Genomic DNA, 12784 nt, shown 5'->3' with positions numbered 1-12784 from the left:
GGGACCCTCCTTACAACAACGCGCCACCGTTGGCACGCAGCACGTGCCCGGTGACGAAGGTGGACAGGGGGCTGAGCAGGAAGACACAGGCGCCGGCGATCTCCTCCGGCTGGCCGAGACGGCCGAAGAGGGTGCGCGAGCCGGCGAGCGCCTTCTGCTCGGGCGTCGTCGCCAGCAGGCCGTCGGTCTCGACCGGGCCGGGGCTGACGGCGTTGACGCGCACCTGCGCCGGCGCGGCCTCGCGCGCCAGCGACTTCGTCAACGCGATCACGCCGCCCTTGGCCGCGGCGTAGTGGGCGGCGGGGCTGATCGAGCCGTACTCGCCGGCGGTCGAGGCGACGTTGACGATCGCGCCCGCGCCGCGCGCGGTCATCGCCGGCAGCACGGCCTGGCAGCCGGCGGCGGTCGTCAGCAGGTTGGCGGTCAGCGCGCGCGTCCAGGCGGCCGCGTCGAGCTGGTCGTGGTCGCGCTTCTCGAACAGGCCGGCGCAGTTGACGAGGCCGTCGACCGGGCCGAGCGTCGCCGCGACCTCGTCGGCGTAGGCGGCGAAGGCGTGCGCGTCGGCGGCGTCGAAGGCGCGTGCGAGCGGCGCGGGGGCGTCGGCCTCGGACGCGAGCCCGTCGCGCGCGGCGGCGCCCTCCTCCAGCTCCGCGACGAGCGCGTCGAGCGGCTCCTGGCGCAGGTCGGTCAGCGCCACGCGGGCGCCGGCGGCGCGCAGCGTGCGCGCGATCGCGCGGCCGATCCCGCCGCTGGCGCCGGTCAGGATCACGGTCTGGCCTGCGAGCAGCGGCGCGCCGCTCGCGAGCGTGTCGGACAGCCTCTCGGCGATCATCGGTCCTCCCCCTGCGCGTCACCGAACATCGACGCGGTCAACTCGAACTGGTTGCTCAACATCGCCACCGCCTCATCCGCGCGGCCGCCGCCGATCGCCGCGATCAGCGGCTCGTGCGAGGCGACGATGCGGCGGAAGTGGGTCGCCGGGTCGACCGCCGCGAGACGGCGGTTGCCGATCGTGATGACGGTCTGGATCACGGGCGCGATCGCCTTCCACGCCTCGACCAGGAAGCGGCTGCCGGCACGCTCGACGAGCGCGCGGTGAAAGGCGATGTCCAGCTCCACCAGCCGCGGCGTCGTCGCGCCCTCGACCTCGAAGGCTGCAAGCGCGTCCGTCAGCGGCGCTATCGGCGCCTGCCGCTCGGCGCCCCAGCGGATCGCCGTCCCCTCCAGCTCGAAGCGGACGCGGAAGAGGTCGCCGAGGTCCTCGGCGCCGAAGCCGACGACCTCGGTGCGGCCGTTGGGCAGCGTCCGCACGAGCCCCTCGCCCTCCAGCACGTGCAGCGCGCTGCGGACCGGCCCGCGGCTGACCGCCAGCTCGTCGGCGACGCGCGCCTCGACCAGCGGCGTGCCGGCCGCCAGCGTGCCGTCGATGACCGCCTCGCGCAGCACGTCGGCGACCCAGCCGGAGTGGATCGAGCGGCCGAGCTTGGTCGCGTGCTGGCCGGCGCCGGGCGCCGGCGTCCCGTTCGGGCGCGAGAGCGAGAGCAGCGTCATGGCCGCGGCGCTCCCGTCGCGACGGCGGTGGTCGTCGCCTCGATCACGCGCGCCTCGCTGCCCTCGCCGCGTCTGAACTCGTCGACGATCTGGCCGTCGGCGAGCACGACGCAGCGGTCGCAGAGGCCGACCAGCTCGGCGATCTCGGAGGAGACGACGAGCAGCGTCACGCCTCTGTCGGCGAGGTCGAGGATCAGCCGGTAGATCTCCTGCCGCGTCTCGACGTCGACGCCCTTCGTCGGCTCGTCCAGCAGCATGAGCTTGGGCGCGTTCATCAGCACGCGCGCGAGCAGGATCTTCTGCTGGTTGCCGCCCGACAGGTGGGCGACGTCGGAGGACGGCGAGGGCGCCTTGATCCGCAGCGATCTGATGAAGCCGAGCGCCGCGCTCTGCTCGCCGCGGCGGTCGACCCAGCCGCCGCGCGAGAGGCCGGCGAGGTTGCCGGCGGTGATGTTCTCGCGCAGCGCGAAGTTGAACAGCAGGCCGGTGCCCTTGCGGTCCTCGGTCAGCATCGCGATCCCGGCGCGGCGCGCGTCGGCCGGCGTCTTGAGCCGCTTCGGCGCGCCCTCGACGCTGATCGTGCCGGTGTGCGGCAGCGCGCCGTAGATCGCCGACAGCAGCTCGGTGCGGCCGGCGCCGACGACTCCGGCGATGCCGACGATCTCGCCCCTGCGGGCGCTGAAGGAGACGTCGCGCAGCACGTCGCGCGCATGCAGCGGATGCGGCACCGAGACGTGCTCCAGTCGCAGCACCTCGTCCTCGCCGTGTCTGCTGGAGCGGGTCGGGTAGAGGTGGTCGACCTCGCGGCCGACCATCGCCGCGACGATCCCCCGCTCGCTGAAGTCGGAGCGCTCCAGCTCGGCGACCTTCTCGCCGTCGCGCAGGACGGTCGCGCGGTCGCACATCCGCATCACCTCGGGGATGCGGTGGGTGATGAAGACCATCGTCGTGCCGGCCGCGCGCAGGCGGTTCAGGACGGCGAAGAGGCGGTCGGTCTCGGTGCCGGCGAGCGAGGCGGTCGGCTCGTCGAGGATCAGCACGCGCGGGTCGGTCGTCAGCGCGCGGGCGATCATCACCAGCTGCCGCTGGGTCGCGCTCAGCGCCGCGACAGAGGTGCGCGGGTCGATCGGGATCTCGAGCCGGCCGAGCAGCTCGGCGGCGCGGCGGCGCAGCTCGCGGAAGGAGACGCGCGGCGCCGTGTCGAGCCCGGTGTGGCCGACGAAGAGGTTCTCGGCGACCGTCAGCTGCTCGACGACCTGGATCTCCTGCGGCACGTACGCGACGCCCTTGGCGCGCGCGTCGGCCGGGGAGGCGAAGCTGACGGCCGCGCCGTCGAGCTTGACCGCGCCCTCGTAGGAGCCGGCCGGCCAGACGCCGGTGAGGATCTTGACGAGGGTCGACTTGCCGGCGCCGTTGTGGCCGATCAGCGCGTGGATCTCGCCGGCGTGGAGCCGGAAGTCGACGCCCTTCAGGGCTGGCACGCCGGCGAACTTCTTGCCGAGCCGCTCGGTTTCGAGCACGTGGGTCATGACGATCACAGGGGGCGGGGCGGCGGAGCGCGGTGCTCCGCCGCCGTGCCGGTCGGTGGGTTCCCTAGAGGCCCTTCGTGGCCGCGTCGGCCTCGTCGAGCATCCCTTCGAATCTCGCGACCTGATCTCTCGTGATGATCGTCGCGGGAAGCGGGTTGTCGTAGGCGACCTGCTGGCCTTCGGCGAGCTGGCCGAGCAGCTCGGCCGTCTTGGCGCCCTCCTCGAACAGCGGCTGGCCGACGACGGCGAAGACCTTGCCGTCTCTCACCAGGTCGAGGTTCTGGCGGACGTAGTCCATGCCGATGATCGTCAGTCTCTTGCCGGCCTGGTCGGCCGCGCCGGCCCAGGTGACGGGGCCGCCGCCGGTCGTCGAGAAGGCCGCGACCGTGTCCGGGTTGGCCTGCAGGATCGAGACCGCCTTCGCCTTCGCGGCGGGGACGTCGAAGCCCTCCTCCTGCGGCTTCAGCACCTTCACGTCGGGGCAGTCGCTCGCCATCTGGTCGGTGAACGTTCTGGCGACGAGGTTCTCGACCGTGTTGAACGAGCCCTCGGTGACCGCGACCGTGCCCTTGCAGCCGATCTCTCTGCCGATCGCCGTCGCGGCCTCCTTCGCGTAGTCGGTCGGGACGGTGCCGGTGACGGCCTTCAGGCCGGGCGCCTCGCCCTCTCTGACCGGGATGTGCCAGGAGACGATCGGGTAGTCCTTGCCCCATCTCGCGATGAACGGGTAGGTCGACGGGTCGTAGGCGTAGACGCCGATCGCTCTGATCCCGCCCTTTGCGATCACGGCGTCGGCGAGCGGCGCGGTCGCCGGCATGTCGAGCGCCTCGGCGCCGACGATCTCGCACTCGTAGCCGAGTCTCTTGCACTCGCTCAGGAAGCCGCCCTGCATGATCCGGTGGACCGGGTGGTTGCGCATCGGCTGGACCCACAGCAGCTTGCCCTTGTCGCCGCCGCTGTCGGCGGTCGTCTCGGCGCCGCCGCTGCTCGCGGCCTGCGTGCCGGTGTCTGCGCTCTTGTCGTCGTCGCTGCTCGATCCGCACGCAGCGAAGGTCAGCGCGGCGAGTGCCAGCAGTGCGAGCACGAGCAGGCGCAGGGGCTTGCGCCGCCCGCTCGGGGTGTACGTGTCCATCTCTCTCCTCTCCAGGGGTTCCTACGAAGCGCCGCCGGCGAGCGACATCCGCCGCCGTGCGATGTCGACGCCGACGGCCAGGACCATGATCAGCCCGACCGCGACGGTCTGCCAGTTGGGGTTGACGCCGACCACCACGAGGCCGCTCTGGACGACCTGCAGCAGCAGCATTCCGACGATGCCGGCCGCGACGGTGCCGACGCCGCCGAAGAGGCTGACGCCGCCGATCACGACGCCGGCGATCACCGTCAGCTCCCAGCCCGTGCCGATCGCCGGGGTGCCGGAGGCGCCGTCGGCCAGCACGAGCATGCCCGCGACCGCCGCCAGCGCGCCGACGACCATGAAGCAGGCGATCTTCACGCGCGCGGTGTGGATGCCGACGAGGCGCGCGACCTCCTCGTTGCCGCCGGTCGCGTAGAGGTTGCGGCCGGTGGTGGTGCGCCGCAGCACGACGTCGGCGATCACAGCGAGGATCACGAGCAGCACGAACGACCAGCCGAGGCCGAAGATCACGTCGGCGCTGCCGATCTCGCCGACCGATCTCGGCAGCGGGTAGATCGGGTAGCCGTTCGTGATGACGTAGATGAAGCCTCTCGCCGCGTACAGCATCCCGAGCGTGGCGATGAAGGCGGGGATCCGCACGTGCACGACGAGCACGCCGTTGATCAGGCCGACGAAGGCGCCGGTCGCGAGGCCGCCGAGGATGCCGAGCGGGACCGGCAGGTTCCCCTTCGTCATCAGCCAGGCGGCGATGATCGCGGAGAGGCCGGCGACCGAGCCGACCGAGAGGTCGAACTCGCCCGCGACGAGCAGCAGCGTCTGGCCGATCGCGATGATCCCGACGAACGAGACGGCGGTCAGCATCGAGCGCACGTTGGTGCCCGACAGGAAGGCCGGCTCCAGCAGCCAGAAGACGAGCACGAGGCCGGCGAGCGCGGCGATCACGCCGGCCTCGCTGACCGCGAGCGCGCGGCGCAGCCGGTTGGGGGCGGTGGGCGGGGCGGCGACCGCCTCGGCACCGGCCTCGGCTCCCGCCGCGACGGCTGCGGGCACAGGGGCGCCCGGCCGGTCGCGCTGCAACAGGTTCACGTCGTCTCTCCTCGTTGCGGGTGCGCGCCGCCGTCCTGCGACCTGGCTGCGCGCTCCCGGTTCTCTCCTCGTGCTCACCGTTGGAAAACGAAAACGGTAAACAATTTACGAAGACCGTATACCGATCTCGGCGGGCGTGTCAAGAAGAGATTTCGCGCGAATGCCTCCGCCGCGCCGCCGCCCGCCCCGCCCCGCCGCGCCGCGCCGCGCCCCGCCGCCGCGCGACCTCCGGACGACCGATCCCCTCTGCGGGAGGCGAACGTCCGCAGGTCGCGTCAGACCAGCCGCGCGAGCAGACCGGCGTCGGCGGCGATCGTCGTGCCGTTGACGACCGACGCGGCCGGGGTCGTCAGCCAGGCGAGCACGGCGGCCGTCTCCTGCGGGCGGGCGACGCGGCCGATCGCGGTCGCGGAGCCGGAGGCGTCGAAGCCGGCCTCCTCCGCGCTCGTCCCCATCCGCTCCAGCGCCGCGCGCGTCATCGGCGTGTCGACCGAGCCGGGCGCGACGCCGACGACGCGGATCCCGTCGGGTGCGAGGTCGAGCGCCATCTGCCGCGTCAGCGCGACCAGCGCGCCCTTCGACGCGGCGTAGGCGGCGTTGGCCGGCATCGAGGCGTAGGCGTGGACCGAGGAGGTCGTCACGATCACGCCGCCGCCGGCCGCGCGCAGCAGCGGGATCGCATGGCGCGAGAGGCGGAAGACCGAGCCGACGTTGACCGCCAGCAGCCGCTCCAGCGCCGCGTCGGAGAGCTGCTCGACGGTGTCGTCGGCGACCGCCATGCCGGCGACGTGGACGAGCGCGCCCAGCTGCCCGAGCGCCGCCGCGTCGGCGACCGCCCGCGCGCAGTCGTCGCTGTCGGCGACGTCGACGGCGCGGCCGGCGGCGCTCCCGCCGGCGGCCGCGATCTCCTCGGCGACGCGCGCGGCGCCGTCGCCGTCGAGGTCGGCGGCGAGCACCTGGTCGCCCTGCGCCGCGAGCGCCAGCGCCGTCGCCCGCCCGATCCCCGACGCCGCCCCTGTCACGATGCTCACGCGCTGCGCCATCCCGCCGCTCCTCCCGGTCCGCGCGCCGGGCGCACCGCGCCGCGATCCGCCGAACCTTCGTATTCGTTTTCTGTTGACAAAGCCGTTCCGACCGTAGAACCTCTGCCGCCGCGCCGTCAAGCGCCCCACTCCCATGCCTGAGATCACGCTCGAATCGGACGCCCTGCGCGTCGTCTGCACGCCCGCACAGGGCTTCTCGATCAGCTCGCTGGTCGACCGCGTCAGCGGCGCCGAGGCGCTGTGGCGGCGCGAGACGCACGCCGTCGAGCCGTGCTCGCGCGCGCTCGGCCCGGCTGGCGAACTGTCCGACATGACCTTCCTCGACCGCTTCGCCGGCGGCTGGTTCGAGATGTTCCCCGAGGTCGGCTACACGCAGCCCGGCGACGCCGCCTCACTCGTCCACGGCGAGGTCGTGCGGCTGCCGTGGGAGCTGACCGACCAGGGTCCGCTGCACGTCAGCGCGCAGGTCGCGCTGGTGCGCCGGCCGCTGACGATCGAGCGGACGCTGAGCGTGAGCGGCGCGACGCTGACCGTCCACGAGCGGATCGCCAACCGCGGCCAGGTGCCGGTCCCGTACACCTGGGGCCACCATCCCTGCTTCTCGCGCGCGACCTTCGCCGGCGGCCGGATCGAGCTCGACGTCGCCGCCGCCGAGGTTCCCGACCCGTGGTTCGACCCCGCCAACGCGGTCCTGGCGCACGGCCCGTTCGCCTGGCCGCAGGTCTCGCGCCGCGACGGCGGCACGGCCGACCTCGCCGCCCTTCCGCCGGAACGCGACGGCCGCGCCGACCATGCCTGCCTGACGCTCGGCGACCGCGGCGGCTCGCTGCGGCTGACCGCGCCGCGGGCCGGCGCCGACGGCCGCGCGCTGCGGGTCGAGTTCGACGTCGCGCAGTTCCCCTACGCGCTGCTGTGGCAGAACTTCGGCGCCGGTGCGGGCTTCCCGTTCTGGGGCGAGGGCGACACCTTCGCGGTCGAGTTCTCGACGATGCCCGGCCGCGCCACCCCCGACGCGATCGCCGCCGGCGCCGTCTCGGCGCTGGCGCCTGGCGCGTCCTCCCAGACGACCTTCACGGTCGCCTGGGAGGCGCTCTGACTCAGGTCAGAAGTTCGCCGGCGTGATCGACGGCTTGTTGCCGGGCTGGTTCGGGTCGCCCGAGTAGCTCGTGTAGAGCCACTCTCTGAAGAACTCCTCCCAGCGCGCGGCGCGCGACGGATCGGAGCTCTTCACGAGCGCGGTGAACTGCTCGGTCGTGACGTTGCCGTTGGCGTGGTCGACGAGCCACGATCTCATCATCGCTCTGAATGCCGGTTCGCCGAGCGAGGGCGTCGCGATGAAGATCTCGCGGATCGCCGTCATCGTCGCCGCGCCGCGCAGGTACATCGCGGCCGTGTCGAAGATGTCGGCGGCCGTCGGCGGAGCGGCCGGCGGGGTCTTCCAGTAGTCGGGGATCTGGTCGTCGTAGTCGTCGTAGGCGGCGGCGAAGCGGGTCGGCATGTCATCGCCGCCGTCGTCCTCGGCGCTCCACAGCCACGAGGAGAACTCGGTGATGCCCTCGTTGAGCCAGATGTCCTTCCACTGCGCCAGCGTCACGAGATTGCCGAACCACTGGTGCGCGTTCTCGTGCGCGATCGTGTCGATTCCGACGCCCGGCGAGTTCGGGTTGTCGTCGGGATAGGTCGGCTTCGTCTGCGTCTCCAGCACATAGCCGAGGCTCGCGCTGACGCGCGGGACGACGCCGCCGGCCGCTCTGAACGGATACGGGACGCCGTAGTAGCCGGCATACCAGTCGAGGATCGCCGGCACGCGCTGCTGGTCGGCGACGATCGCCGCTCTGTTTCTCACGAACGAGTCGTCGACGTAGATGTACAGCGGTCGATCGGGGTTGCTGAAGTCCGAGCCGGAGGTGTCGAATCTGCCGATCGAGACGCTCGCGAGGTAGGGCGCCATCGGCTCGCCGCCGTGCCAGCGATAGGTCGTCGTGCCGTTGCCGTTGACGACGCTGCCCGCGAGCACGCCGTTGGAGACGGCCTGGAAGTCGCTCGCGGTCGTGACCGCGATGTCGTAGGTCGCCTTGTCCGTCGGCACGTTGTTGACGGGGAACCAGCCCTGCGAGCCGAGCGGCTCGCCAAGTGAGACGGCGCCGTAGTCGATGTTCGAGAGCCAGCCCTCGGACGAGCCGTCCGGGTCGATCACCGGTCCGGGCGGCCCGCTGTAGCTGACCCGCGTCGTGAACGCGGCGCCGCTTCTGATCCCGCTCGCGGGCGTGACGACGAGCTTCGCGTTGTCGAAGTCGTAGGCGAACGTCGCGGGCGCGCCGTTGACGGTGACGCCAGTCACGACGAGGCCCTGGAAGTCGAAGCTGAACTCGCTCAGGTTCTGCGTCGCGGTCGCCGTGATCGCGGCGGTCGCGCGCAGCACGCGCGTGAGGATGTTCGTGTACGCGAGGTCGAGGTCGTAGTGGGTCGCGTCGTAGCCGCCGTTGCCGATCGTCGGGAAGAGCGAGTCGTTCAGCGTGCGGGCGCCCGCCGTGTAGACGGTCGGGTCACCACCTGGCGGCGTGACCGGCGGCTGCGGCGCCGGCGGCGCCGGCGGTCTCGCCGGGACGGACAGTCTGATCCGCCGCGAGTCCTTCGCGCAGACAGCCGGCCCACCGCGCTTGGTGCGGACGCACAGCTCCAGCACGAGCCCCTTCGGGAACGCTTCGCGCAGCGTCGGCGCGACCGCTCTGAGCGTGACGGCACGGCGCTTGCCGGCTCTCAGCGAAGCGATCCGCGCGCCGCCGAGCGACCAGGTCGTCGACGGGTTACCCGGCGCGCGCAGCGTCAGCTGCAACTGCGCCGGGCTCGCTCTGCTGCCGCGGTTGACGACCGTCGCGCGGACGCTGAAGCGCCGTCTCGCGTCAAGTCTCACGGTCGAGGCTCTGACCGCCGCGACCGTCAGCCTCGCCGGTTTCGCTCTGCTCGGCGCCGCGGTCGCCGGCGCGGCGCTCGCGGTCCCCGCCGCGAGCAGGAGGACGGCCGCGATCGCCGCCCTGTGACACGGGCCGAACGCCCGTCGTGCATCAGTCATCTGGGCACCCTCTCGCATCGTGCTGGTCGCGTCCATGTCCGCATGTCGAAGCTGACACGAAGGTTTGAGGATCTTTGTGCAGCTTCCGCCAAAACTCTGGGGTCGTGGCCGCGCAGGCCCGCGCGTAGGGTCGAGCTGCTCCAGTCCACGACAGGGAAGAGCGGGATGAGCTGGGAAGCAGGGGCAGGATGTCGCGCGCGGGGCGCGGCCGTGGCGGCGGCGCTCGCGCTCGGCGCGCTCGCCGCGGCGGGAGCTGGAAGCGCCTCGGCTGCGACCAGACCGATGCCGGGCAGCGCCGGCGGGATCGTCGCCGGACCGGCCGGCAAGGCCTTCTACGACCCGCCCGCGAGACTGCCCGCGGGCAGAGCCGGGACGCTGATCTGGGCGCGGCCGATCGAGGCGCCGAAGGGCGCGCGGGCGTGGAAGGTCCTCTACAAGTCGACCGTCGTCGGCGGCAGAGCGGTCGCCGTCTCCGGGCTCGTGATCGCGCCTGCCGGAAGAGCGCCGAGACGCGGGCGGCCGGTCGTCGCGTGGGCGCACGGGACGCTCGGCGGCGCGCGCGCCTGCGCGCCCTCGATCCCCGGCAACCCGGCGCGCGACCTGACCGACTACTACACCTATTCGAGCGCCTACTCGATCGACGTCGGCGTGCCGGCGCTGACGCGGATGCTGAGAGCGGGCTACGTCGTCACCGCGACCGACTACCAGGGCCTCGGCACGCCGGGCGTCCACCAGTACACGGTCGGCCCGACCGAGGCCGCCAACGTGCTCGACTCGGTGACGGCGGCGCGCGCGCTCGGCAGCAGCGTCGGCGCGGGTAGAGACGTCGTCCTGCTGGGTTGGTCGCAGGGCGGCGGCGCGGCGATCTTCGCCGGGCAGACGGCCGCCGCGGCGACGGGCAAGGGGCTGAGCGTGCGCGGGATCGCGGCGCTGGCGCCGGCCGCCAACACGGCGCCCGACATCGAGGGCCTGGCGCCGCCCGGCCCGACCTCGTCGCTGTCGCCGTCGGTCCTGTCGGTGCAGCAGCTGAACGCTTTCCGCGGCTTCGCGGCGGCGTACCCGGAGCTGAACCTCGACGACGTCGTCGCCGCGCCCGGCCAGGCGCCGCTGAGAGCGCTCGGCGTCCAGTGCACGATCCACCTCGGCGACGTGATCCAGGAGCTGGAGGTCGATCCGCAGACGTTCTTCAGACGCCCGATCCCGGCCGCCTGGAGAACCCGCTTCGAGCAGAACACGGCCGGCAACCAGACGACCGTCGCGCCCGTGCTCGTGATGCAGGGCACCGCCGACACCGTCGTCAACCCCAACGGCACGACCCAGTACGTCGGGCGCGCCTGCGGCTTCAGACAGCCGCTCCGGTACTCGACCTACCAGGGCGCCAACCACCAGACGATCCCGTTCGTCGCGATGAACGAGTACGTCGCCTGGATCGCCGACCGCTTCGCCGGCAAGCCGGCGCCGTCGACCTGTCCGACGCCGTAACGCGGCCCCGAAACGCCGGAAGCCCCGCGGCGAACCGCGGGGCTTCCGTTGAGGAGCCGACACCCGGACTCGAACCGGGGACCCCTTCATTACGAGTGAAGTGCTCTACCAGCTGAGCTATGTCGGCGCTCACCGAGCGGGACGCGACAGGCCCCGCCGGGACGCACATCGTAGCCGAGTCCGGCGGGCAGCGAAGCGTCGCGCGCCGATCACGCTGGTGTTACAGTTCGCCACATGGTGTCACTTCGTCGCACCAAGGCTCCCACGGCGGCCGGGTCGGACTCGCTCAACGGCGCGCGGCGCGCTGCCGAGCTGACGCGGCTCAGCGACGGGGAGACGGTCGACGTGCTCGTCGTCGGCGGCGGGATCACGGGGGCGTGGATCGCGCTCGACGCCGCCACGCGCGGGCTCAGCGTCGCGCTGATCGAGCGCGGCGACCTCGCCAACGGCACCAGCCGCTGGAGCAGCAAGCTCGCCCACGGCGGGCTGCGGTACCTGGCTCACCTCGACTTCGGGCTCGCATGGGAGTCGGCCTCCGAGCGCGCGGTGCTGATGGACGTCAGCGCGCCGCACCTGATCCGCGCGATGCCGTTCCTGATCCCGCTCGGCGAGCACGTCAACGCCGCCGCCGGCGCCAAGCTGGAGACCGGCATCCGCATCGGCGACCGGATGCGCGCCGCCGCCGGCACCAGCCGCCGCCGGCTGCCGTCGGTGCGGCGGATCGCGGCCGAGGAGGCGCGCACGCTCGTGCCGGCGATCAGCGACCGCAACCTGCGCGGCGCGCTGCTGCACTGGGACGCGCAGCTGGAGGACGACGCCCGCCTCGTGCTCGCCGTCGCCCGCACCGCCGCCGCGCACGGCGCGCGGATCCTCACCTACGTCAGAGCGCAGCAGCTGCGCCCCGACGGCGCGACCGTCAGCGACGAGCACGACGGCGGCGGCGACGCGTTCGACATCCGTGCCCGCCACGTCGTCAACGCGACCGGCGTCTGGGCCGGCGAGCTGGCGCCGCACGTCTGCCTGCAGCCGAGCAAGGGGGCCCACCTGCTCGTGCGCGCGGAGCTGCTCGGCGAGCCGCGCGCCGGCATCTCCGCCCCGATCCCCGGCAGCGGCGGCTCGCGCTTCGCCTTCGCCGTCCCGCGCGCCGACGGCCTCGTGCTGATCGGGATCACCGACGAGCCCTACGACGGCGACTCGATCCCCGACGCGCCGCCGGTCAGCGAGGCGGACGAGACGTTCCTGCTGCAGTCGGTCAGCCGCGTGCTGGAGCGGACGCTGACGCCGGCCGACGTCGTCGGCCGCTACGCCGGGCTGCGGCCGCTGCTGGCCGGCACCGACGACGAGGCGACCGCGGACCTCTCGCGCCGCCACGCGATCCTCGCGGGCGACGACGGCGTGCTGACGGTCGTCGGCGGCAAGCTGACGACCGCCCGCCGGATGGCGCAGGACGCCGTCGACCGCATCGCCGAGCGGCCCGGCGTGCAAGCGCGGCCCTGCCTCACCCGCACGCTCCCGCTCGTCGGCGCGACCGCGGGCGCGCCCGGATCGCATGCGGCCGCGATCGCCGGCCCGACCGCCGGCGAGCTGCCGCCGCCGCTCGTGCGTCGCTACGGCGCCGAGGCCGCGCGCGTCGCCGCGCTGGCGCAGGAGGACCCGGCGCTGCTGGCGCCGCTCGCGCCCGACGTCCCGGTCAGCCGCGCCGAGCTGCGCTTCGCGATCGAGCATGAGGGCGCGCTCACCGCGGACGACCTGCTCGACCGCCGCACCCGTCTCGGGCTCGTGCCGGAGCGCCGCGCCGCCGCCGCGGCCGCGGCGCACGACGCGCTCGCGCGGGTTTGACAAGCGCCTGAGCGGGGAGTTCCCGGCCGGGACCGGAGCGAGCTGG

General features: G+C 73.2%; 10 protein-coding genes and 1 tRNA gene. 3 read left to right on the top strand and 8 right to left on the bottom strand.

Annotated features, from left to right (window positions below):
* Positions 1-10: 10 nt before the first annotated feature.
* From Q7L73_RS03100 to Q7L73_RS03075, 6 genes are all read right to left on the bottom strand, one after another.
* A complete protein-coding gene (locus tag Q7L73_RS03100) occupies positions 11-832 on the bottom strand; it encodes an SDR family NAD(P)-dependent oxidoreductase (protein WP_304686108.1) in 822 nt (273 codons plus the stop codon).
* Complete coding sequence (locus Q7L73_RS03095) at positions 829-1551, bottom strand: GntR family transcriptional regulator (protein ID WP_304686107.1); 723 nt, start codon at positions 1549-1551, stop codon at positions 829-831. The genes Q7L73_RS03100 and Q7L73_RS03095 overlap by 4 nt, the downstream gene beginning before the upstream one ends.
* The gene (locus tag Q7L73_RS03090; protein ID WP_304686106.1) at positions 1548-3080 is read right to left on the bottom strand and encodes a sugar ABC transporter ATP-binding protein; all 1533 of its coding nucleotides are present in this window, start codon (positions 3078-3080) and stop codon (positions 1548-1550) included. The genes Q7L73_RS03095 and Q7L73_RS03090 overlap by 4 nt, the downstream gene beginning before the upstream one ends.
* Before the next feature lie 64 nt (positions 3081-3144).
* Positions 3145-4212, bottom strand: coding sequence for a substrate-binding domain-containing protein (locus tag Q7L73_RS03085; protein WP_304686101.1), 1068 nt, complete (start codon positions 4210-4212; stop codon positions 3145-3147).
* A gap of 21 nt (positions 4213-4233) precedes the next feature.
* Complete coding sequence (locus Q7L73_RS03080) at positions 4234-5301, bottom strand: ABC transporter permease (protein ID WP_304686100.1); 1068 nt, start codon at positions 5299-5301, stop codon at positions 4234-4236.
* 275 nt (positions 5302-5576) lie between these two features.
* Positions 5577-6344: an SDR family NAD(P)-dependent oxidoreductase gene (locus Q7L73_RS03075; protein WP_304686096.1), complete on the bottom strand. Its 768-nt coding sequence runs from the start codon at positions 6342-6344 to the stop codon at positions 5577-5579.
* A gap of 133 nt (positions 6345-6477) precedes the next feature.
* Between Q7L73_RS03075 and Q7L73_RS03070 the strand changes: the two genes are divergently transcribed.
* Entirely contained in the window at positions 6478-7440 is a 963-nt protein-coding gene (locus Q7L73_RS03070; RefSeq protein WP_304686094.1) for a hypothetical protein, read from the top strand.
* Between the two features lie 6 nt (positions 7441-7446).
* Here the strand turns inward: Q7L73_RS03070 and Q7L73_RS03065 are convergent, their stop codons facing one another.
* On the bottom strand, positions 7447-9417 hold the full coding sequence (locus Q7L73_RS03065; RefSeq protein ID WP_304686090.1) for a M1 family metallopeptidase: 1971 nt from the start codon (positions 9415-9417) through the stop codon (positions 7447-7449).
* A 210-nt stretch (positions 9418-9627) separates the two neighbouring features.
* On the opposite strand from Q7L73_RS03065, the gene Q7L73_RS03060 reads away from it, so the two are divergent.
* The gene (locus tag Q7L73_RS03060) at positions 9628-10899 is read left to right on the top strand and encodes an alpha/beta fold hydrolase (protein WP_304686087.1); all 1272 of its coding nucleotides are present in this window, start codon (positions 9628-9630) and stop codon (positions 10897-10899) included.
* A 54-nt stretch (positions 10900-10953) separates the two neighbouring features.
* Here the strand turns inward: Q7L73_RS03060 and Q7L73_RS03055 are convergent.
* Positions 10954-11026: transfer RNA gene (locus tag Q7L73_RS03055), tRNA-Thr, on the bottom strand.
* 107 nt (positions 11027-11133) lie between these two features.
* Here Q7L73_RS03055 and Q7L73_RS03050 point away from each other — a divergent pair.
* Positions 11134-12738, top strand: a complete 1605-nt coding sequence (locus tag Q7L73_RS03050; protein ID WP_304686086.1) for a glycerol-3-phosphate dehydrogenase/oxidase — start codon at positions 11134-11136, stop codon at positions 12736-12738.
* Positions 12739-12784 lie beyond the last annotated feature (46 nt).

It is taken from the genome of Conexibacter sp. CPCC 205762, assembly GCF_030646155.1.
In the GTDB taxonomy this organism is placed as follows: Bacteria; Actinomycetota; Thermoleophilia; order Solirubrobacterales; family Solirubrobacteraceae; genus Conexibacter.
Note: the sequence above shows the minus strand (reverse complement) of the source record. Positions and strands in the feature narration are given on the sequence as shown.

Bases quoted from the DNA above. Each gene is read 5' to 3' on its own strand.
- Q7L73_RS03070 (WP_304686094.1), top strand. From the start codon at position 6,478: ATGCCTGAGATCACGCTCGAATCGGACGCCCTGCGCGTCGTCTGCACG.
- Q7L73_RS03090 (WP_304686106.1), bottom strand. From the start codon at position 3,080: ATGACCCACGTGCTCGAAACCGAGCGGCTCGGCAAGAAGTTCGCCGGC.
- Q7L73_RS03065 (WP_304686090.1), bottom strand. From the start codon at position 9,417: ATGACTGATGCACGACGGGCGTTCGGCCCGTGTCACAGGGCGGCGATC.
- Q7L73_RS03075 (WP_304686096.1), bottom strand. From the start codon at position 6,344: ATGGCGCAGCGCGTGAGCATCGTGACAGGGGCGGCGTCGGGGATCGGG.
- Q7L73_RS03100 (WP_304686108.1), bottom strand. From the start codon at position 832: ATGATCGCCGAGAGGCTGTCCGACACGCTCGCGAGCGGCGCGCCGCTG.
- Q7L73_RS03050 (WP_304686086.1), top strand. From the start codon at position 11,134: ATGGTGTCACTTCGTCGCACCAAGGCTCCCACGGCGGCCGGGTCGGAC.
- Q7L73_RS03095 (WP_304686107.1), bottom strand. From the start codon at position 1,551: ATGACGCTGCTCTCGCTCTCGCGCCCGAACGGGACGCCGGCGCCCGGC.
- Q7L73_RS03085 (WP_304686101.1), bottom strand. From the start codon at position 4,212: ATGGACACGTACACCCCGAGCGGGCGGCGCAAGCCCCTGCGCCTGCTC.